The 19,456-nt window shown below is 73.8% G+C and carries 18 protein-coding genes; 13 read left to right on the forward strand and 5 right to left on the reverse strand.

The window, feature by feature from the left end; all coding sequences use genetic code 11:
- Window positions 1-16: 16 nt before the first annotated feature.
- The 3 genes from BM339_RS19660 (at window position 17) to BM339_RS19670 (ending at window position 3,066) form a co-directional block, all read left to right on the forward strand.
- Window positions 17-829 (forward strand): IclR family transcriptional regulator, encoded by an 813-nt coding sequence (locus BM339_RS19660; RefSeq protein WP_024935264.1) that lies wholly within the window; start codon window positions 17-19, stop codon window positions 827-829.
- A gap of 59 nt (window positions 830-888) precedes the next feature.
- Window positions 889-2,046, forward strand: a complete 1,158-nt coding sequence (locus BM339_RS19665; RefSeq protein ID WP_075021769.1) for a 4-hydroxybenzoate 3-monooxygenase — start codon at window positions 889-891, stop codon at window positions 2,044-2,046.
- A 192-nt stretch (window positions 2,047-2,238) separates the two neighbouring features.
- Window positions 2,239-3,066 (forward strand): phosphatase PAP2 family protein, encoded by an 828-nt coding sequence (locus BM339_RS19670; RefSeq protein ID WP_021600016.1) that lies wholly within the window; start codon window positions 2,239-2,241, stop codon window positions 3,064-3,066.
- On the opposite strand, the gene cphA is transcribed toward BM339_RS19670, so the two are convergent.
- Together cphA and BM339_RS19680 are read right to left on the reverse strand one after the other, a co-directional pair.
- The gene (gene cphA / locus BM339_RS19675) at window positions 3,023-5,662 is read right to left on the reverse strand and encodes a cyanophycin synthetase (RefSeq protein ID WP_075021770.1); all 2,640 of its coding nucleotides are present in this window, start codon (window positions 5,660-5,662) and stop codon (window positions 3,023-3,025) included. The genes BM339_RS19670 and cphA overlap by 44 nt on opposite strands.
- A gap of 2 nt (window positions 5,663-5,664) precedes the next feature.
- Window positions 5,665-6,498 carry a cyanophycinase gene (locus BM339_RS19680; protein WP_021599080.1) on the reverse strand — a complete coding sequence of 278 codons (834 nt, stop codon included), beginning with the start codon at window positions 6,496-6,498 and terminating at the stop codon, window positions 5,665-5,667.
- Window positions 6,499-6,590: 92 nt separating this feature from the next.
- Here BM339_RS19680 and BM339_RS19685 point away from each other — a divergent pair, with 92 nt between their 5' ends.
- Together BM339_RS19685 and BM339_RS19690 are read left to right on the forward strand one after the other, a co-directional pair.
- Window positions 6,591-7,238 (forward strand): TetR/AcrR family transcriptional regulator, encoded by a 648-nt coding sequence (locus BM339_RS19685; RefSeq protein WP_021599081.1) that lies wholly within the window; start codon window positions 6,591-6,593, stop codon window positions 7,236-7,238.
- 91 nt (window positions 7,239-7,329) lie between these two features.
- The gene (locus BM339_RS19690; RefSeq protein WP_021599082.1) at window positions 7,330-8,688 is read left to right on the forward strand and encodes an ABC1 kinase family protein; all 1,359 of its coding nucleotides are present in this window, start codon (window positions 7,330-7,332) and stop codon (window positions 8,686-8,688) included.
- A 6-nt stretch (window positions 8,689-8,694) separates the two neighbouring features.
- Here BM339_RS19690 and BM339_RS19695 read toward each other — a convergent pair whose 3' ends face one another.
- Together BM339_RS19695 and BM339_RS19700 are read right to left on the reverse strand one after the other, a co-directional pair.
- Window positions 8,695-9,540, reverse strand: a complete 846-nt coding sequence (locus BM339_RS19695) for a siderophore-interacting protein (RefSeq protein ID WP_075021846.1) — start codon at window positions 9,538-9,540, stop codon at window positions 8,695-8,697.
- An 85-nt stretch (window positions 9,541-9,625) separates the two neighbouring features.
- Window positions 9,626-10,738, reverse strand: a complete 1,113-nt coding sequence (locus BM339_RS19700; protein WP_075021771.1) for a serine hydrolase domain-containing protein — start codon at window positions 10,736-10,738, stop codon at window positions 9,626-9,628.
- Window positions 10,739-10,957: 219 nt separating this feature from the next.
- Between BM339_RS19700 and BM339_RS19705 the strand changes: the two genes are divergently transcribed.
- The 5 genes from BM339_RS19705 to BM339_RS19725 all read left to right on the forward strand — a co-directional run bounded on the left by BM339_RS19705 (window position 10,958) and on the right by BM339_RS19725 (window position 16,873).
- Window positions 10,958-11,731 carry a cyclase family protein gene (locus BM339_RS19705; protein WP_021599085.1) on the forward strand — a complete coding sequence of 258 codons (774 nt, stop codon included), beginning with the start codon at window positions 10,958-10,960 and terminating at the stop codon, window positions 11,729-11,731.
- Window positions 11,728-13,407 carry a thiamine pyrophosphate-binding protein gene (locus tag BM339_RS19710; RefSeq protein ID WP_075021772.1) on the forward strand — a complete coding sequence of 560 codons (1,680 nt, stop codon included), beginning with the start codon at window positions 11,728-11,730 and terminating at the stop codon, window positions 13,405-13,407. The genes BM339_RS19705 and BM339_RS19710 overlap by 4 nt, the downstream gene beginning before the upstream one ends.
- A 191-nt stretch (window positions 13,408-13,598) precedes the next feature.
- Window positions 13,599-14,429, forward strand: coding sequence for an MIP/aquaporin family protein (locus tag BM339_RS19715; RefSeq protein WP_021600102.1), 831 nt, complete (start codon window positions 13,599-13,601; stop codon window positions 14,427-14,429).
- A gap of 36 nt (window positions 14,430-14,465) precedes the next feature.
- Window positions 14,466-15,983: a glycerol kinase GlpK gene (gene glpK / locus BM339_RS19720; protein ID WP_075021773.1), complete on the forward strand. Its 1,518-nt coding sequence runs from the start codon at window positions 14,466-14,468 to the stop codon at window positions 15,981-15,983.
- Window positions 15,983-16,873, forward strand: coding sequence for a S1 family peptidase (locus BM339_RS19725; RefSeq protein ID WP_075021774.1), 891 nt, complete (start codon window positions 15,983-15,985; stop codon window positions 16,871-16,873). The genes glpK and BM339_RS19725 overlap by 1 nt, the downstream gene beginning before the upstream one ends.
- A gap of 47 nt (window positions 16,874-16,920) precedes the next feature.
- Here the strand turns inward: BM339_RS19725 and BM339_RS19730 are convergent, their stop codons facing one another.
- A complete protein-coding gene (locus tag BM339_RS19730; protein ID WP_083597758.1) occupies window positions 16,921-17,709 on the reverse strand; it encodes a SigB/SigF/SigG family RNA polymerase sigma factor in 789 nt (262 codons plus the stop codon).
- Between the two features lie 164 nt (window positions 17,710-17,873).
- Here BM339_RS19730 and BM339_RS19735 point away from each other — a divergent pair, with 164 nt between their 5' ends.
- The 3 genes from BM339_RS19735 to BM339_RS19745 all read left to right on the forward strand — a co-directional run bounded on the left by BM339_RS19735 (window position 17,874) and on the right by BM339_RS19745 (window position 19,276).
- Window positions 17,874-18,305 carry an SRPBCC family protein gene (locus BM339_RS19735; protein WP_021599444.1) on the forward strand — a complete coding sequence of 144 codons (432 nt, stop codon included), beginning with the start codon at window positions 17,874-17,876 and terminating at the stop codon, window positions 18,303-18,305.
- Between the two features lie 126 nt (window positions 18,306-18,431).
- The gene (locus BM339_RS19740; protein ID WP_083597759.1) at window positions 18,432-18,917 is read left to right on the forward strand and encodes a fluoride efflux transporter FluC; all 486 of its coding nucleotides are present in this window, start codon (window positions 18,432-18,434) and stop codon (window positions 18,915-18,917) included.
- Complete coding sequence (locus BM339_RS19745) at window positions 18,914-19,276, forward strand: fluoride efflux transporter FluC (protein ID WP_075021775.1); 363 nt, start codon at window positions 18,914-18,916, stop codon at window positions 19,274-19,276. Before BM339_RS19740 ends, BM339_RS19745 begins: the two co-directional genes overlap by 4 nt.
- Window positions 19,277-19,456: the final 180 nt, after the last annotated feature.

Genomic DNA, 19,456 nt, shown 5'->3' on the forward strand with positions numbered 1-19,456 from the left:
CGGGCGGAGGGGCCACGTGACAGGTCACAGGGCGGAGCGGGCGCGGCCGGTCAGCGTGGCCGGCAAGGTGATGGCGATCCTGAACGCCTTCGCGCAGGGCGGCGTCCGCCTCAACCTGAGCGAGATCTGCCGGCGGGCGGGGCTGCCGCTGGCGACCGGGCACCGGCTCGTCGGGGAGCTGGTCGCGGGCGGGTTCCTGGAGCGGGTCCCGGACGGGACGTACCGCATCGGCACCCGGCTGTGGCGCATCGGCAGCCAGGCCCCCGCCGTCACCGGGCTGCGCGAGCTGGCACTCCCGCACATGGAGGACCTGTACGAGGCCACGCACGACAACGTCCAGCTCGGCGTGCTCCGCGAGGACCGCGTGCTCATCGTCGAGCGGCTGCGCGGCACGCGGTCGGTGCCGGTCGTCACGCAGGTCGGCGCCATGCTGCCGCTGCACACCACCGGCGTGGGCAAGGTGCTGCTGGCGTACGCGCCGCCCGAGGTGCGGGAGAAGGTGCTGGACGGGGAACTGCCCCGGTACGCGGTGCGCACCATCACCGACCCCGCGGAGCTGCGGCGCTGCATCGAGCGGGTCCGCCGCGCCGGGTACTCCCTGACCCGGGACGAGATGACGCTCGGCGCGTCGTCCGTGGGCGCCCCGGTGCGGGACGGGGCGGGCGAGGTGGTGGCGGCGATGTCGCTGGTGGCGGGCTCCCGCGGCGCCGACCTGCGGCGGCTGCTGCCGCCGCTGGCCACGGCGGCGCGGGCGCTGTCGCGGGACGTGGCGGCGCACTGGCACGGCCATCCCGACATGTTTTCCGCCGAGCGGAAGACCGGCGCCTGAAGCGGCCGCGACGGGCGCGAGCATCGGCGGGTGAGCTGCGCGGACCACGAGGAGGATCGATGCGTACACAGGTGGCGATCATCGGGGCCGGCCCCGCGGGGCTGCTGCTCTCCCATCTGCTGCGTCTCCAGGGGATCGACTCGGTGGTGCTGGAGAGCCGGGACCGCGGCTACGTGGAGCACCGGCAGCGGGCCGGGATGCTGGAGCAGGGCACGACCGACGTCCTGCGGGAGAGCGGGGCGGGGGAGCGGCTCGACCGCGAGGGCCTCGTCCACCACGGGCTCGAACTGCGGTTCGGCGGCGCGGGGCACCGGATCCCGCTGACCGACCTGACCGGCCGGACGGTCACCGTGTACGCGCAGACCGAGATCGTCAAGGACCTGGTCGCCCGGCGGCTGGCGGACGGCGGCGACGTGCGGTTCGAGGCGGAGGCCCTGCACCTGGACGCGTCCGCGCCCAGCGTGACGTTCCGGAGCGGCGGCGCGACGCACACCCTCGACTGCGACTACATCGCGGGCTGCGACGGCTTCCACGGCGTGAGCCGCCCGGCGGTGCCGGGGCTGCGGACGTTCACCCGCGACTACCCGTTCGCCTGGCTCGGCATCCTCGCCGACGTCGCCCCGTCCACCGAGGAGCTGATCTACGCCCACCACGACCGCGGGTTCGCGCTGCACAGCCTCCGCTCGCCGCACGTCAGCCGCCTGTACCTCCAGGTGGCGCCGGACGAGGACCTCGCCGCCTGGCCCGACGCCCGGATCTGGGATGAGCTGGCGGCGCGGTTCGCCACCGACGACGGCTGGAAGCTGCACGAGGGCCCGATCACCGACAAGGCGGTCACGCCGATGCGCAGCTTCGTGGCCGAGCCGATGCGCCACGACCGGCTGTTCCTGGCCGGGGACGCCGCCCACATCGTGCCGCCGACGGGGGCCAAGGGACTGAACCTCGCGGTGTCCGACGTGATCGTCCTCGCGCGGGCGTTCGCCGAGCGGTACGCCACGGGGTCGGAGACGCTGCTGGACGGCTACTCCGCCGCGTGCCTGCGGCGGGTCTGGCGGGCCGAGCACTTCTCGTACTGGATGACCACGCTGCTGCACACCGACCCCGCCGCGAGCGACTTCGAGCGGCGGCTCCAGCGCTCCCACCTCGACTACGTGGTGTCCTCGGAGGCGGCCAAGACCTCGCTGGCCGAGAACTACGTGGGTCTTCCGATCACCTAGGAAGGACGCTTCGCCCGGTTTCGTGCGGCCTTCCGGTGAGATGCACGTCACGTAATTTGGCAGCTTCTGCATTTTTGCCGACCAAGCAAACTTGTTCTATCGTTGGCGTGTCACGCGTCGTTTCCAACGTGGGCGTGGAAGGTGAGAGGCTTCGGCATCTCCCCGACGACGCCGATCCGCGAAGGACACGCAGTGAGCCTCCTCGACCAGCCGCGCAGGGCCCCCGGCGCGCTGACCCGGCTGCGCCGGCCCGCGCGCCCTGGGGCGTCCGGGATCCGTCCCGGCGGGCGGCCGCGGCCCGTCCGCGAGCTGCTGCTGATCATCGTGCTGTTCGGCGCCTACAAGCTCGGGCGGCTGCTGGCCAACGGGCGTGTCACCGAGGCCTTCGACAACGCCCACCGGGTGTGGCGCCTCGAACGCGTCCTCGGCCTTCCGGGCGAGACCGGTGTCCAGCACGGCCTGCTGCACAGCGAGTTCCTCGTGCACGCGGCCAACTCCTACTACGCCTACGTCCACTTCCCGGCGACTGGGCTGTTCCTGCTCTGGATCTACCTGCGCCGGCCCGTCCACTACCGGTGGGTGCGGCGGGTCATCGTGGCGCTCACGGCCGTGGCGCTCGTCCTGCATCTGCTCGTCCCGCTGGCGCCGCCGCGGATGATGCCCGCCATGGGGCTCATCGACACCGCCGCCCGCTTCGGCCCCGCCGTGTACGGGGCGCCCGAGACGGACACGGTCTCCAACCAGTACGCCGCCATGCCGTCCCTGCACATCGGCTGGGCCGCCGTCATCGCCGTCGGGCTCGTCCTCACGTCCCGCACGCGGTGGCGATGGCTGTGGCTCCTGCACCCGGTGACCACCTTCGCGGTGGTGGTCGCCACCGCCAACCACTACTGGATGGACGGCGTCGTCGTGCTGATGCTGCTGGCCGTCACCGTCCTGCTGCTGCGCCCGCCGGCGCCGGACGCCCCGCCCGGCACTAGCCGGCCGGCTCCGCGCCCAGCGTCTCCAGCAGCTCGGTGACCGGCTCCAGCTTCTCGTACAGCAGCAGGACCGGCTCGCCCGGCCCCGCCATGTCCAGCGCCGACGTCAGCGCGCCCTTCAGATCGCCCGCCGGGTGGTGGCGCACGTCCGGGCGCCGCTCCCGGAGCCCCTGGACGATCAGCCGGGTCATCTCGCCCGAGCGGCGGCCCCGCAGGTCCTCGTCCTCGTAGACGACGACGCGGCCGAACGTCCCCGCCAGCGCACGCGCGGTCTCGCCGACCAGCTCGTCGGACCGGTCGCCCGGCAGCGTCACCGCGGCGACGCCCGCGGCCCCCCAGCGCCGCTGGACGAACGCGCCCACCGCCGCCACCGCCGCCGGGTTGTGCGCGTAGTCGACCAGGACGGGGTTGTCGCCCACCTGGTAGACGCAGCCCCGGCCCGGATTGCGCGTGTGCGGGTCGAACGAGCGCAGCGCCCGCGCCACCACCTCGACGGGGACGCCGAGGGCGCGGGCCGCGGCGGACGCGGCGAGCGCGTTGGCGATCACGTGGTCCGCGCGCCCGCCGGAGGAACCCGCCACCTCGTGCGCCGGCAGGATCCGGGTCGCGCGGTCGCCGCGGGCCTCGGTCAGCCAGCCGTCCGCCACGTGGTAGCCGGTGCCTCCGGCGCGGACGTGGTCGGCGAGGACGGGCGCGTCCGCCGCCGGCGCGAAGAACCGGAGCACCGGGTCGCGCCGCAGCACCGCGGGCCGCCGGGCCAGGCCGGCCGCCGCCTCGTCCGCGGCGTTGAGGACGACGTGGCCGCCGCGCCGGATCTCCTCGGCGACCAGGGCCTTGATGTCGACCAGGTCGTCCAGCGACTCGGTGCCGTCCATGCCGAGATGGTCGCGGGTGATGTTGGTGACGACCGCGACGTCGGCGCGGTCGTAGCCGAGGCCGCGGCGCACGATCCCGCCCCGCGCGGTCTCCAGCACCGCCGCCTCCACCGACCGGTCGCCCAGCACCATCTCGGCCGAGCGCGGCCCGGACGCGTCCGCGGCGTGCACGAGCCGCCCGCCCACGTACACGCCCTCGGTGCCGGTCATGCCGGTCCGCCGCCCGTCCAGCTCCAGCATGTAGGCGATCATCCGGACGGTCGTGGTCTTGCCGTTGGTGCCGGTCACCGACACGACCGGCACCCGCGACGGCGTCCCCGGCGGGTACATCAGGTCGACGATGTCGCCGGCGACGTCCCGTCCCGCTCCCTCGTGCGGCGCCAGGTGCATCCGCAGGCCCGGCGCCGCGTTGACCTCCAGCACGCCGGCGGCGCCGGGCTCGGCGGGCGGCGGCGAGGCGATGTCGGGCAGCCGCAGGTCGATGCCGCACACGTCCATGCCGACGGCCGCCGCGGCCCGCACGCACATCGCGGCGACCTCGGGGTGCACCTCCCCGGTCACGTCCCGGCTCGTGCCGCCGGTGGACAGGTTCGCGTTGCGCCGCAGCCACACCCGCTCCCCGGCCGCGGGCACCGACCCGGGGCCGTGGCCCTGCCGCGCCGCCGTCGCCAGCTCGGCCGGGCCGAGGACGAGCCGCGTCAGCGGCCGGCCGTGCCCCTCGCCGCGCGCCGGGTCGGCGTTGACCCGCTCCACCAGCGCCGCCACCGTGCTCGACCCGTCGCCGGTCACGCACGCCGCCGTCAGCTCGGCCGCCGCCGCGATCCGCCCGCCGGCCACCAGCACCCGGTAGTCCCTGCCGGGGATGTAGGACTCCACGAGGACCTCGCCGGCGTCCCCGGCCGCGGACGCGAACGCGGCGACCACCTCCGGCGGCGTGGCCAGCTCGATGTGGACGCCCTCGCCCTGGTGCCCGGCCAGCGGCTTGACGACCACCGGCCCGCCGATCGCCCGCAGCGCCTCCAGCGCCTCGGCCGGCGACGCCGCGACGCGCCCCTCCGGCACGGGGACGCCGGCGTCGGCGAGCACCCGGTGCGCGAGCCGCTTGTCGCCCGCGACCTCCATGCCGATGGCCGACGTGGCGTCGGTCATCGCCGCCCACACCATCCGCCGGTACCGCCCGTACCCCAGCCGCAGCAGGTTGAGGTCGCCGACCCGGCGCACCGGCACCCCGCGCTCGCGCGCCGCCCGCGCCAGCGCCGCGGTGCTCACCCCGAGCCGCTCCTCCTCGTGGACGGCGGCGACCCGCGCCAGCTCGCCGGACGGGTCGGGCACGAGCCCGGCGAGCGCCCCGTTCACGAGCCGGATCGCGAGGGCGATCAGCCGCTCCACCACCGGGCTTCCCGCCGGCTCGTCGTCCGGGCACTCCAGGATCACCTCGTAGTCGCCCGGCCCGCCCGCGCGCACGGTGCGGCCGAAGTACACCTCGCGGCCGATCAGCCCGGACAGCTCCAGCGTGACGTGCTCGGTGACGTGGCCGAAGTAGGTGCCGCGCGCCATCGCGTCCAGCAGCCCGCCGGGGCGGCCGGCCGAGCAGTGGTGCCCGGACAGGCCCGGCAGCGCGTCCACGAGCCGCTCGGCGAACCCGGGGTGGTCGGTGGTCTCGTGACCGGTCAGGCCCTGCAGGTCCAGCCGCGCGATCGCGACCGGGCGGGGGAGGTAGACGTTCGGGCCGCCCAGGCGGCGGACGTGGTCGAGGCGCACCGCTACCCCTCCTCCGGGCCGCGCATGGCGCCGATCGCCGGGAGCTTGTCGTTCATCTGGAACACGCAGCCGGCGGGCAGCAGGTGCAGCGACACGTCGAACATCGCCATCGGCTCGTCGTCGGAGGCGGCGTAGGCGACCGTCGACTGCCCGGCGTCCACGACCGTCACCACGCCCGTCCCGACGACGGCGAACTGGCCGTCGCCGACGACGATCGCGGTGTCCTCGTCGATGCCGACGCCGAGCAGCCGGGTGTCCAGCGCGATCCCGCTCATCAGCCTCGGCAGCCGGCCGCGCTCGTTGAAGTGCATGTCGATCAGCACGTTGTCGAGCAGGCCGAGCCCCGGCCCGACCTTCACGCTGGAGGCGGCGACCTCGTGGCCGTTGCCGCCGAGGATCATCCAGTGGCCCATCGCGGTGGCGCCCGCGCTCGTCCCGGCGATCACCAGGCCCTCCTGGTCGAGCCGCCGCTTGAGCAGGTCGTTGGTCCGCGAGCCGACCAGGGTGCGGATCCGGGACTGGTCGCCGCCGCTGAACAGCACCCCGGTCGCCGTCTCCAGCGCCCGCAGCGTGGCCGCCGCGTCGGCGGCGGCCCGGCCCAGCAGCCGCAGCTCCCGGACGGAGGACACGCCGAGCCGCCCGAACACGGCGGTGTACTCCTCGGCGACCTCCTCGGGCACCTCGGTCGCCGTCGTGATGACGACGATCCGCGCGTCCTCGCCGCCCGCCAGCTCGGCGAACGTCTCCAGCGGACCGGCGCCGCACGTCCGGTTCTCGGCCCCGCCGATGATCAGCAGCCGGCCCTTGCGTCCGGCGCCCCCCTGTTTCTCGTTCACACCTGCCCATTACCCCCGTTCACCCCTGGTAGTCGTCCGATCGCGACATGTCATCGGATCGGCCGCCGCCCCGCCTGTGACATGCTGTGCGGATGAGCGGCCTCGCAGCTCCGGGCGACCACGTCCGGCCGCCGTCCGCGCCGTCCGGCCGCCCGGCCGGGCCCGCGGCCGCGCTCGCCGCCGCCTCCGCCCACTACCTGCGCGGCGAGCCGATCGACATGTCGGCGCTGGCCGCCGAGCTGGGCGTCGGGCGGGCCACCCTCTACCGGTGGGTCGGGAGCCGGGAGCAGCTCCTCGGGGCCGTCCTCGGCGAGATGACCGAGCGCACCTACCGGGTCGCCGCGCGGGGCGTCGGCGGCTCCGGCGCCGGGCGGATCCTCGCCCTCCTCGACCGGTTCATGCGCGCGGTGGTGGAGGCCGAGCCCCTGAAGGCGTTCACCGAGCGCGAGCCGCGGCTGTTCATCCGGCTGGCCACCATGCCGGGCACCATCGAGGACCGCGCCACCGAGCTGCTGACCAAGGAGCTGCAGGCGGAGATCGACCGCGGGGAGCTGCGCGTCCGGCTGCCGACCCGGACGATCGCCCAGGCGATCGTCCGGGTCGCCGACTCGTTCATGTACGCGCACTACCTGGGCGGGAACCGGCCGGAGATCGACCAGGCGCTGGAGGTCGTCGAGCTGCTGCTGCGCCCGTGCGGCACGTCCGGGTGCCGGGAATCCCCGGGCGCCTCCGAACGCTGAATCCTTGACGGGGGCGGGCCGTTTCCCGGTGATCGCCTCCGTGAGAGGCTGTATTCATTGGACGCATCGTCGAAAAGAGGACGGCCGGGCCGTGAGTGACATCCCCCGCCGCGCGGTGACGCGCACCGCCAAGCTGGCGACCCTGCCGCTCGGGTTCGCCGGGCGCACCGCCCTCGGGTTCGGGAAGCGGACGTTCGGGCGGCCCGCCGAGGCCGTCGCGCTGGAGGTGCAGCGCCGCACCGCCGAGCAGCTGTTCGCCGTGCTCGGCGAGCTGAAGGGCGGCGCCATGAAGGTCGGGCAGCTGCTGTCGATCTTCGAGGCCGGGCTGCCCGAGGAGATCGCCGGGCCGTTCCGCGCCAGCCTGACCCGCCTGCAGGAGGCGGCGCCCCCGATGCCGGCGTCCACCACCCACCAGGTCCTCGCCGAGGGCCTCGGCGAGGACTGGCGCGAGAAGTTCGCCGAGTTCGACGACCGGCCCGCCGCGGCGGCGTCCATCGGCCAGGTCCACAAGGCCGTCTGGCACGACGGCCGGACGGTCGCGGTCAAGGTCCAGTACCCCGGCGCCGCCCAGGCGCTGATGAGCGACTTCAACCAGATCTCCCGCCTCAGCAGGCTGTTCACCCCGCTGTTCCCGGGCGTCGAGGTCAAGCCGGTCGTCGCCGACCTCAAGCGGCGGCTGGAGAAGGAGCTGGACTACGTCGACGAGGCCCGCGCCCAGACCGCGTTCCACGACGCCTACGACGGCGACCCCGACTTCGTCGTCCCCGCCGTCGTCGCCCAGTCGGGCAACGTGCTGGTCACCGAGTGGCTGGACGGCACCCCGCTGGCGAAGGTCATCGCCGAGGGCGACCAGGACCGCCGCGACCGTGCCGGCCTGCTGCTGTTCCGCTTCCTGCTGTCCGGCCCGGCCCGCTGCGAGATGATCCACATCGACCCGCATCCGGGGAACTTCCGGCTGCTGGACGACGGCCGCCTCGGCGTCATGGACTTCGGCGGCGCCGCCCGCGTCCCGGCCGAGCTCCAGTGGTCGATCGGCCGGCTCACCCGCATCGGGACCCTCGGCGACCCCGCCGAGATCGTCGACGCGCTCCGCGAGGAGGGCTTCCTCGTGCCGGACGCCGACGTGGACCCCGAGGAGGTCGCCGACCTCATCGGCCCGCACGCCGCCCCGTTCGCCGTGGAGCGCTTCCGCTACTCGCGCGAGTGGCTCCGCGAGCAGACCGCCCGCGGCATCGGGATCGCCTCCGACATGCGCCCGAACGCCCTCGCCCGCCAGTTCCGGCTGCCGCCGCAGTACCTCGCCGTCAGCCGCGCCCTGTCCGGCTGCGGCGGCGTCCTCTGCCAGCTGGAGGCCGAGGGCCCCTTCCGCGCCGAGGTGGAACGCTGGCTCCCCGGCTTCGCCGACGACGACGGCCCCGACCTGGACGACCGCACCGAAGCCACCGCCTAGCCCCTTTCAGGTGAGGGCTTCGGCTTCTTCCTGGTCCATTTGGCGGTTGAAGTCGCGCTTGCCGGCCTGCCAGCCGTCCTCGTCGCGGCCGCGGCGCCAGTAGCCGGAGATCGAGAGGCGGTCCATGGGCAGGCCCCGCTCGACGCGCAGGTGGCGGCGCAGCGTCTTGACGAAGTTCGCCTCGCCGTGCACGAAGACGTGCACCTCGCCGTCCGGGAAGTCCAGCTTCTGGACGGCCTCGGCCAGCAGGTCGCCGACCTGGCCGCCGCCCCGGTGCAGCCAGACGATCTCCGCGGCGCCGGGCGTGGGCAGCTCCTGCTCCTCCTCCGGGCCGGCGACCTCGACGAAGGCGCGGACGGGGGCGTGCTCCGGGACGCGTTCGAGGGAGGCGGCGATGGCCGGCAGGGCGCTCTCATCACCGGCGAACAGGTGCCAGTCCGCCTCCGGGCTCGGGGCGTAGGCGCCGCCGGGGCCGTTGAAGAAGAGGTCCTCGCCCGGCCGGGCGGCCGCCGCCCACGGGCCGGCGATGCCCTTGTCGCCGTGGTGGACGAAGTCGATCGTCAGCTCGGCGGACGCGGGGTCCCACGCGCGGACGGTGTAGGTCCGCGTGACCGGCCACTGCTCGCGCGGCAGCTCCGCGCGGATCCGCTCCACGTCGAACGGCTCCGGATACTCGACGCCGGGACGGCGGAAGAGCAGCTTCACGTAGTGGTCGGTGAACTCGCCGGCACCGAACTCCGCGAGCCCCTCGCCGCCGAGGACCACGCGGATCATGTGCGGGGTGAGGCGCTCGGTGCGCAGCACCGTCCCCCGGTGGAGCCTGCGTCCCCTGCGTGCCGGTTCCGTCGCCATGCATCCTCCGATGATCCAGATCACAGTACTTAGGTCACCCTAACCTGTGATCCGCCCGGAATGTTCCTCCTGGGGCGGGCGGGGTTCATCCGCGGGTGCGGGCGACCTCGGCGGCGAGCGCCTCGAACGCGGCGTCGGTCTCCTCCGCGCCGAGGAGGGTCGCGAGGGTCGACTTCACGATGACGACGCCGTACCGGGGGGAGACCCAGATGTGCTGGCCGCCGAGGCCGTTGGCGGAGAAGCCGCCGTCCTTGCCGAGCCACCACTGCAGCCCGTATCCCTGGTTGAAGGACGCCGACGGGCGCGTCGACAGCGCCACCCAGGAGGCGGGGACGACCTGCCGCCCGTTCGCCTTCCCGCCGTTCAGGTACAGCAGGCCGAACCGCGCGAAGTCGCGGTCGGTGGCGTAGTAGCAGCAGTACCCCATGCTGTTGCCGTTGGAGTCGTTGCCCAGGTACGCCTTGGACGACATACCCGCCGGTCCCCAGATCTTCTTCTGGACGTAGGCGTGGTACGGGACCCCGGTCGCCTCGGTCACGACCCAGGAGAGGACGAACGAGTTCATGCTCGTGTACTCGAACCGCGTCCCCGGCTCCCAGCCGCGCTTCTGGCGCCGGGCCAGTTCGGTCAGCGGGTATCCGAGGCTCGCCGCCACGTGCACGAACGGGACGTCGGAGGTCTCCTCCCAGGCGATGCCCGACGACATCCGCAGCAGGTCCCGCAGCGAGACGCCGTCGTAGCCGGACCCCGTCAGCTCCGGGACGTACCGGGTGACCGGGTCGTCGATCGAGTCGATGAAACCCTCGCCGAGCGCGATGCCGAGGGCCGCCGACGTGAACGACTTGGCCATCGACCACGACTGGAACAGGGAGTCGCGGTTCGCGGTGACGTAGCGCTCGAAGACGATGTCGTTTCCGTCGAGGACGACGAAGCCCAGCGTGCCCGTCCGCGCCAGGTAGTCGTCGAGCGTGTGCTCGCGGCCCTCGTAGGTGTAGGTGACCGAGAGGGGCCGGTGGGCCTCGCGCAGCTCGACGGGGTCGGACGAGGGGACCAGGCGGTCGAAGCCGGCCGGGCGCTCGGTGACGGAGGCGGGCGGCGGCGCGGGCGGGGCGGGGGGAGCGGCGTGGGCCGGGGGAGCGGCGAGGGCGGCGGTGACGGCGGCTGCGGCGAGCGCGAGCGTCCAGGGCCTGCGGCGCATCGGACCTCCGTGGGGCATGATCGGCCGGGGTTCCGCCCCCGATGGTGAGCGCGCCGCGACGCTGCGTCCATGGCGTGATCACACGAAAAGCGGAGCCGGACGTGGGTTTCGGTGAACACCCGGGAGCCTGCGTCGGGTGACCCTCCGAACAGGGCCATCTGCGATACGTTCGTGGAGCCCCGCGCGCCCCCTCAGCCGCTCGTGCCGCCCGGAGGAACGATGTCCGTGCTCGCCCAGTTGCTCACCGCCGTCGCCGACGGCTCGGTGGAGATCGTCGACCTGACCGCCCCCCTGTCGGAACGGACGCCGATCCTGCGGCTGCCGGAGCCGTTCGCCAACACCGTCCCGTTCAGGCTGAAGGAGATCAGCCGGTACGACGACCGCGGCCCCGCCTGGTACTGGAACGACATCGAGACCGGCGAGCACGTCGGCACCCACTTCGACGCGCCGGTGCACTGGGCGACCGGCCGCGACGGCGAGGACGTCTCGCAGGTGCCGCCGGGCCGCCTCGTCGCCCCCGCCGTGGTGCTGGACGCCTCCGCGCACGCCGCCGCCGACCCCGACTTCCTGCTGGAGATCGACCACGTCCGCGACTGGGAGAAGGCGAACGGCCCGCTCCCGGACGGCGGCTGGCTGCTCTACCGGACGGGCTGGGACGCGCGCTCCGGCGACCAGGAGTCCTTCCTCAACGCCGACGAGAACGGCCCGCACACGCCGGGGATCTCGGCGGAGTGCGCCCGGTGGCTCGCCGAGGAGACCCCCGTCCTCGGGCTCGGAACGGAGACCGTCGGCACCGACGCGGGCGGCGCCCACGCGTTCGACCCGCCCTTCCCGTGCCACTCCTACTTCCTCGGCGCCGGCAAGTACGGCCTCACCCAGCTGCAGAACCTCGAACGGCTGCCGGCCCGCGGCACCGTGCTGGTGGCATCGCCGCTGCCCATCGTCGGCGGCTCGGGCAGCCCGGCCCGCGTGCTCGCGCTGATCGAGCGATGAACGTCGCGCAGGCCGTGGGGGAGGCCCTCGCGCGGTTCGGCGCCGGCACCGTCTTCGGGGTCGTCGGCAGCGGGAACTTCCACGTGACCAACGCCCTCGTCGCGAGCGGCGCCCGGTTCGTCGCGGCCCGGCACGAGGCCGGCGCGGCGACGATGGCCGACGCGTACGCGCGGGTGAGCGGCGGCCTCGGCGTCGTGACCGTCCACCAGGGGCCCGGCCTCACCAACGCGGTCACCGGCATCGCGGAGGCCGCCAAGAGCCGCACGCCGCTGCTGGTCGTCGCGGGCGAGGTGGCCGCCGCGGCGGTCCGCTCCAACTTCCGGGTCGACCAGGCGGCGATCGCCGCGGCGGTCGGGGCCGTCCCCGAGCGGGTCCACTCGCCGCAGACCGCGCTGGCGGACGTGGCGCGGGCCTGCCGGACGGCGGTCGCCGAGCGCCGCACCGTCCTGCTGGGGCTGCCGCTGGACGTCCAGGGCGCCGACCTCCCGGACGACGCGCCGCCCCCGTCCGCGCGGAGCCGGGGGAGGCAGGTGCCGCCGCTGCCGGTCCCGCCGCCCGCCGCGGTCGCGAGCCTCGCCGACGCGCTGCAGGCGGCGCGCCGGCCGGTGTTCATCGCCGGCCGGGGCGCGCGGCTGTCGGGCGCCCGGGACGCCCTCGCCGAGCTCGCCGCGCGCTGCGGCGCGCTGCCCGCGACGTCCGCGGTCGCGCGCGGCCTGTTCACCGGCGACCCGTTCGCCCTGGACGTCAGCGGGGGGTTCGCCACCCCGGCCGCCGCGGAGCTGATCCGCGGCGCCGACCTGGTCGTCGGCTGGGGCTGCTCGCTGACCATGTGGACGACGCGGCACGGCGCCCTCATCGGCCGGCGGACGAAGGTCGTGCAGGTCGACGTGGACGCCCGTGCCCTCGGCGCGCACCGCCCCGTCGACCTCGGGCTGATCGGCGACGCCGCCGAGACCGCGCTGGCCGTGACCGCGGAGCTGGCGGCGCGCGGCCACCGCGCCACCGGCTACCGGACGCCCGAGGTCGCCGAGCGGCTCGCCCGGGAGGGCCGCTGGCAGGACGTCCCGTACGAGGAGCATCCCGAGGCCAAGGACGGGGACGGCCCGCGCATCGACCCGCGGACCCTGACGATCGCGCTCGACCGCATGCTGCCCCGCGAGCGTACGGTCGCCGTCGACTCCGGCAACTTCATGGGGTATCCCGCGATGTTCCTGGACGTCCCGGACGGCGACGGCCTCGTGTTCACCCAGGCGTTCCAGTCGGTCGGGCTCGGCCTCGCCACCGCGATCGGCGCCGCGGTGGCCCGCCCCGACCGCCTCACGGTCGCCGCGCTCGGGGACGGCGGCGCGCTGATGTCCGTCGCGGAGCTGGAGACCGCCGTCCGGCTGGGGCTGGGAATGCTCGTGCTCGTCTACGACGACGAGGCCTACGGGGCCGAGGTGCACCACTTCGGGCCCGCCGGGCATCCGCTGGACACCGTCACGTTCCCGCCCGCGGACCTGGCCGCCATCGGCCGCGGGTTCGGCTGCGCGGCCGCGACCGTCCGGCGCCCGGCCGACCTCGCCGCGGTGGCGGACTGGCTCGCCGGCCCGCGGGACCGTCCCATGCTCGTGGACGCCAAGGTCACCCGGGGGCGCCCGGCCTGGTGGCTGGCGGAGGCGTTCCGCGGCCACTAGCGCCGACCTGCGATGACACTGTGTAGTTGCGCGCTCACTGGGAACGATCCCTCTCACGATGATCTTCCAGGGGGTGTGATGGGCGGCTCAGGGTGTCCGCATCGTCGTCAGGAATCCGTTGACCCGTCCTGCCGGGCGTACGTACGTTCGCGGCGGCTGTGTCTCACGTCACACGGGCAGGAGGGGGAGACATGACCCGACGGCCGAGAGTTCCCCAGCTCGCCGCGGAGATGTCCGCGGAGTTCGCCGGCACGATGATCCTGATCCTGTTCGGCGTGGGCGTCGTCGCGCAGGTCGTCGCCGGCGGCCCCGCGCTGGGCGACCACGACAGCATCTCCTGGGCCTGGGGTCTGGGCGTGACGCTGGGCGTCTACGTCTCCGCCCGGATCAGCGGCGGCCACATCAACCCGGCCGTGACCCTGGCCCTCGCGGTGTTCAAGGGCTTCCCCTGGCGCAAGGTCATCCCGTTCTGGTTCGCCCAGTTCCTCGGGGCGTTCGTCGCGGCGCTGATCGTCCGGTGGAACTACACCGAGGTCCTGCACAAGTTCGACCCGGGCCTGACGATCAAGTCGCAGTTCGTGTTCTCCACGCTGCCCGGCAACGGCGCGCTGCCGATCCACACCTGGGGCGCGTTCCGCGACCAGATCATCGGCACCGCGATCCTGCTGTTCCTGGTGCTCGCCCTCACCGACCTGCGCAACGCGCCTCCGCTGGCCAACCTCGGCCCGTTCATCATCGGGCTGGTCGTCGTGGCGATCGGGATGGCGTGGGGCACCAACGCCGGCTACGCGATCAACCCCGCCCGTGACCTCGGCCCCCGGCTGGCCCAGTACCTCACCGGGTACGGCGGCGCGTGGCGCGACCAGTACGGGGACTTCTACTTCTGGGTGCCGATCGTCGCCCCGCTCATCGGCGGCGTGCTCGGCGCGGGGCTGTACCTCCTGCTCGTCGGCCGGCTCATCCCCGAAGAGGAGGAGGGCCCCGGCGGGGCGAAGCCGGAGCCGGAGTACGACGTTTCCTGACGGGGTCCCGTCCCCTCCAGCAGAAAGGGAGAGACCATGCCCGACTTCGTCGGAGCGCTCGACCAGGGCACGACCAGCACCCGTTTCATGATCTTCGATCACGGCGGCAACGAGGTCGCCCGGCACCAGCTCGAGCACGAGCAGATCCTGCCGCAGGCCGGCTGGGTCGAGCACAACCCGACCGAGATCTGGGAGCGCACCCGCGCCGTCATCCAGTCGACGCTGAACAGGGCGAACCTGAGCCACAGCGATCTGGCGGCGTTCGGCATCACCAACCAGCGCGAGACGACCGTGGTGTGGAACCGGCGCACCGGGCGCCCGTACTACAACGCGATCGTCTGGCAGGACACCCGCACCGACCGCATCGCCTCCGCCCTCGAACGCGACGAGAAGGGCGACACCATCCGCCACAACGCCGGACTCCCGCCGGCCACGTACTTCTCCGGCGGCAAGATCCAGTGGATCCTGGAGAACGTCGAGGGGGTCCGCGAGGCCGCCGAGAACGGCGACGCGATCTTCGGCAACACCGACACCTGGATCCTGTGGAACCTGACCGGCGGGACGGACGGCGGCGTGCACGTCACCGACCCGACCAACGCCAGCCGCACGATGCTCATGGATCTGGAGACGCTGGGCTGGGACGACGAGCTGCTGTCGTTCTTCGGCATCCCGCGGTCGATGCTGCCGGAGATCAAGCCGTCCTCGGCACCGGACGCCTACGGGGTCACCCGCGCGGACGGCCCGCTCGGCGGCGAGGTCTCGCTGACCGGCATCCTCGGCGACCAGCAGGCCGCGACGGTGGGGCAGGTGTGCTTCGCGCCGGGCGAGGCCAAGAACACCTACGGCACCGGCAACTTCCTGCTGCTGAACACCGGTGAGGAACTGGTCCGGTCCAAGGCGGGGATGCTCACCACCGTCTGCTACAAGTTCGGGGACAACGCTCCCGTGTACGCGCTGGAGGGGTCGATCGCGGTGACCGGGTCGGCCGTGCAGTGGCTGCGCGACCAGCTCGGCATCATCTCCGGCGCGGCCCAAAGCGAGGCCCTCGCCCGGCAGGTGGACGACAACGGCGGCGTGTACTTCGTCCCGGCGTTCTCGGGGCTGTTCGCCCCGTACTGGCGGTCGGACGCGCGCGGCGCGATCGTCGGGCTGTCGCGGTTCAACACCAACGCGCACCTGGCCCGCGCCACCCTGGAGTCGATCTGCTACCAGTCCCGCGACGTCGTCGAGGCGATGCGGGAGGACTCCGGCGTTTCCCTGGACGTCCTCAAGGTCGACGGCGGCGTGACCGCCAACGAGCTGTGCATGCAGATGCAGGCCGACATCCTGGCCGTCCCGGTGTCGCGGCCCGTCGTCGCCGAGACCACCGCGCTCGGCGCCGCCTACGCCGCCGGCCTCGCCGTCGGATTCTGGAACACCACCGACGAGCTCCGCCAGAACTGGAACGAGGACAAACGCTGGGAACCCACATGGAGTGAGGAGCAGCGGCAGCACGGCTACGCGGGCTGGAAGAAGGCCGTCGAGCGCACCTACGGCTGGGTGGACGTCGACTGATGGGAGGGATCCGGAGGCTCGGGCGCCTCGATGTTCTCGTACGGGGGGCCGCGGCCGTGCTCGCCGCCGGGACGCTGGCGGGCACGGGCACCGCGGCGGCCGCCGCCGAGGCCGCGCCCGCGCCCGCCCCGCCGGAGGCGCCCGGCACGCACCGGGCGGACGTCGACTTCACCGGGATCGTCGCGCTCAGCAACTGCTCGGGCTCCCTCGTCCGCGGGCCGCGCTCGCGGGACACCGACGCCGCGCTGGTGCTGACCAACGGCCACTGCCTGGAGTCGGGGATGCCGAAGGCCGGCGAGGTCGTGGTGGACCGGAGGTCGTCGCGGACGTTCACGCTCCTCGACCCCTCCGGCGGGCGGACCCTCGGCTCGCTCCGGGCGACGAAGATCGAGTACGCCACCATGACCGACACCGACGTGACCGTCTACCGGCTGGACACCACCTACGCCGCGATCCGGCGGCGGTACGGGGTTCCCGCGCTGCGCCTGTCGACGGCCAGGCCGGCCGACGGCACGCCGATCCGCGTCGTGTCCGGCTACTGGCGGACGATCTACGGCTGCGCGATCGACGCGACCGTGTACCGGCTGCGCGAGGCCGGCTGGACGTGGAAGGACTCCATCCGCTACACGCCGCGGTGCCGGACGATCCACGGCACGTCCGGGTCGCCGGTCATCGACGTCCGGACCCGCGATGTCGTCGGCGTCAACAACACCGGCAACGACGACGGCGAGCGCTGCACGTTCAACAACCCCTGCGAGGTCGACCGCACCGGCGCCGTCACCGTCCGGCACGGCTCGCACTACGGCCAGCAGACGTACCTGCTCGCCCGCTGCCTCGGCGCCGGCAACGACGTCGTCCTGGGAGGCGGGTGCGCCCTACCCCGGCCCTGACGGGCGGGCGGTGCCGGCCAGAGGAGCCGTTCCGCCGGCCGACGAGGTCACGACTCCGCCAGCAGGCCCGTGCGGAGCCGGTCCAGGGTGGCGCGGAGCAGCCGCGAGACGTGCATCTGGGACAGGCCGATCTGGTCGGCGATCTGCGTCTGGGTCTTGTTGCCGAAGAACCGGAGGAGCAGGATCGTGCGCTCCCGCTCGGGCAGCTCGTCGATCAGCGGGCGGAGGGCGTGGCCGTCGATGAAGGAGGCCAGGGCCGGGTCGTCCGATCCGAGGTACTCGCCGACGGTGCCGTTGTCGCCGCTCTGCGACCCGTCGGCCGGCGCCTCCAGGGACAGCGGCCGGTAGGCGTCGCAGGCGATGAGGACCTCGGTGGTCTCCTCCTCGGTGATGTCCATGCGGCCGGAGATCTCGGCGGTCGTCGGGGACCGGCCGTGCTCGCGGGTGAACTCCTGGACCGTGCGCTGCAGGACCGGCCGCAGCTCCTGGATGCGGCGCGTCACGCGGATGCCCCACGTCTTGTCGCGGAAGTGCCGTTTCACCTCCCCGGTCACGACGGGGTAGGCGTAGGTGATGAACCGGTCGCCGATTCCCGGGTCGAATCGGTTGATGGCCTTGACCAGGCCCAGATAGGCGACCTGCTGGAGATCGTCCAGGGGCTCCCCGCGGTTGGCGTACCGGCGCGCCACCCCGCGGATCAGGGGCTCGTGGACGCTGACGATGCGCTCCCGCAGGCGTTCCCGCCGGGGATCGTCCTCCGGGAGCCGGTTCATCTCCGCGAGGAGGAGTTCTGTCTGTCCGTCATCGAACCGGTGGGCGGACTGCGCCGACGTCATGCGGATGCCTTCCTGTACGGAGGCGGGCGAGGGCAGGGGGCGATCGCTCGGTGCGGTCGCCCTACCCGACGATCGGCGCCTCACACGGACGGCCCGCTCCACCTGGGACGCCGGATGAACGGGGCCTGCACGGGTACCCGTCGGGAAGGGGCAGGAGGTGGGCCGTGAGCACGATCAGCGAGTCGGTCAACGTCACCGTGCCGATCCGCGCCGCCTACGACCAGTGGACGCGCTTCGAGACGTTCCCGCAGTTCATGAAGGACGTCGAGGAGATCAGGCGGCTCGCCGACGGCACGCTGCGCTGGACCGTCCGGATCGCCGGCGTGACGCGCGAGTTCACCGCCCGGATCACCGAGCTGCTGCCCGACGGGCGCGTCGCCTGGACGTCCCTGGACGGCCCGACGCACGCCGGCGTGGTGACCTTCCGCCGCCTGGACGAGACGACCACCCGCGTCACCGTCCAGCTGGAGATCGACCCGGCGGGCTTCGCCGGGCGGACCGGCGACGGGCCCGGTCCCCTCGGCCGGCGGGTGAAGGGGGACCTGCAGCGCTTCAAGAGGTTCATCGAGTCCCGGTACGCGGCGGGCCGCGGGTAGGCTGCGAGGGGTCCGGGCGACCGGACGGCGGCGGTGGGGCCCGCCGCGCCTGAACCGGGTGAACCGCGGAGCGATCCGCCGACGGTCCCTACCGGTGATGTCGTCGCTACTGGTAGGAGTGGGCCCGTGTCCGTGCCCGGACGTCCCGTCGACCCCGACGTGGATCTTCATGACCCCGCACAGCGCCGCGAGGTGCGCGAGGCGCCCTGGCGGACGCTCGCGGCGATCTCCGCCGGCGGGGTACTGGGGGCGCTCGCAAGGTTCGGGCTGAGCGACGCGTTCCCGTACCGGCCGGGCGGCTTCCCGTGGGTCGTCCTCTGGGTGAACGTGTTGGGGTGCCTCCTGATCGGGGCGCTGATGGTGCTCGTCACCGAGACGGGACGGGCGCACCCGCTGGTGCGGCCCTTCTTCGGTGTCGGGGTGCTCGGAGGCTTCACCACGTTCTCGACCTATGTCGTCGACATCCAGGACGCGGTGACCGCCGGCGCGCCGCTGGTGGGCCTGGCGTACCTCGCCGGGACGCTCCTGGCCGCGCTCGCGGCCGTCCTCGCGGGCGTCCGCCTGACCCGCCTGGCGGCACGGCGGGTGATCGGGGCGGGGAGGGGCGCGTGACCGTCCTGCTCGTCGCGCTGGGCGCCGCGCTCGGGGCCCCGCTGCGCTACCTGGCCGACCGCGCCGTCCAGGCCCGGCACGGCTCGGTGTTCCCGTGGGGGACGTTCACCGTCAACGTCGCGGGGTCGTTCCTGCTCGGCCTCCTCGCCGCCCTGCCGGCCGGCGACGGCGTGCTGGCCTTCGCCGGGACGGGCTTCTGCGGCGCCCTGAGCACGTACTCCACCTTCGGGTACGAGACGCTGCGCCTCGCCGAGGACGGGGCGCGCTCGTACGCCGTCCTCAACGCGGCGGCCTCCATCGCGGCGGGGCTCGCCGCCGCCTACGGCGGAATGATGATCGCCCGGTCGATCGCGGGCTGAAACGCCTGGTGCGGCCCAGGCTCGCAGCTGGGGGCACATGGCTCCGAGCTCGCGAGTGGGCCGCGAGGTCACTCTCCCCCTTCGCGCCGGTCGGTAAACCGGTAGGTGTCTCAACTGTCACCGTGCGGGGAGGCGCCCTCCCGTCCCGGCGGTGCGCGGCACATGGGCCGGACGCCACCG

Origin of the sequence: Actinomadura madurae, assembly GCF_900115095.1 — a bacterium.
Classification (GTDB): Bacteria; Actinomycetota; Actinomycetes; order Streptosporangiales; family Streptosporangiaceae; genus Spirillospora; species Spirillospora madurae.

What these genes read in the sequence shown, in the direction of transcription:
- BM339_RS19695 (WP_075021846.1), bottom strand. Translation starts at nt 9,540, where the DNA reads ATGGCGACGGAACCGGCACGCAGGGGACGCAGGCTCCACCGGGGGACG.
- BM339_RS19685 (WP_021599081.1), top strand. Translation starts at nt 6,591, where the DNA reads ATGAGCGGCCTCGCAGCTCCGGGCGACCACGTCCGGCCGCCGTCCGCG.
- BM339_RS19730 (WP_083597758.1), bottom strand. Translation starts at nt 17,709, where the DNA reads ATGACGTCGGCGCAGTCCGCCCACCGGTTCGATGACGGACAGACAGAA.
- BM339_RS19710 (WP_075021772.1), top strand. Translation starts at nt 11,728, where the DNA reads ATGAACGTCGCGCAGGCCGTGGGGGAGGCCCTCGCGCGGTTCGGCGCC.
- BM339_RS19700 (WP_075021771.1), bottom strand. Translation starts at nt 10,738, where the DNA reads ATGCGCCGCAGGCCCTGGACGCTCGCGCTCGCCGCAGCCGCCGTCACC.
- BM339_RS19705 (WP_021599085.1), top strand. Translation starts at nt 10,958, where the DNA reads ATGTCCGTGCTCGCCCAGTTGCTCACCGCCGTCGCCGACGGCTCGGTG.
- BM339_RS19715 (WP_021600102.1), top strand. Translation starts at nt 13,599, where the DNA reads ATGACCCGACGGCCGAGAGTTCCCCAGCTCGCCGCGGAGATGTCCGCG.
- glpK (WP_075021773.1), top strand. Translation starts at nt 14,466, where the DNA reads ATGCCCGACTTCGTCGGAGCGCTCGACCAGGGCACGACCAGCACCCGT.
- BM339_RS19665 (WP_075021769.1), top strand. Translation starts at nt 889, where the DNA reads ATGCGTACACAGGTGGCGATCATCGGGGCCGGCCCCGCGGGGCTGCTG.
- BM339_RS19725 (WP_075021774.1), top strand. Translation starts at nt 15,983, where the DNA reads ATGGGAGGGATCCGGAGGCTCGGGCGCCTCGATGTTCTCGTACGGGGG.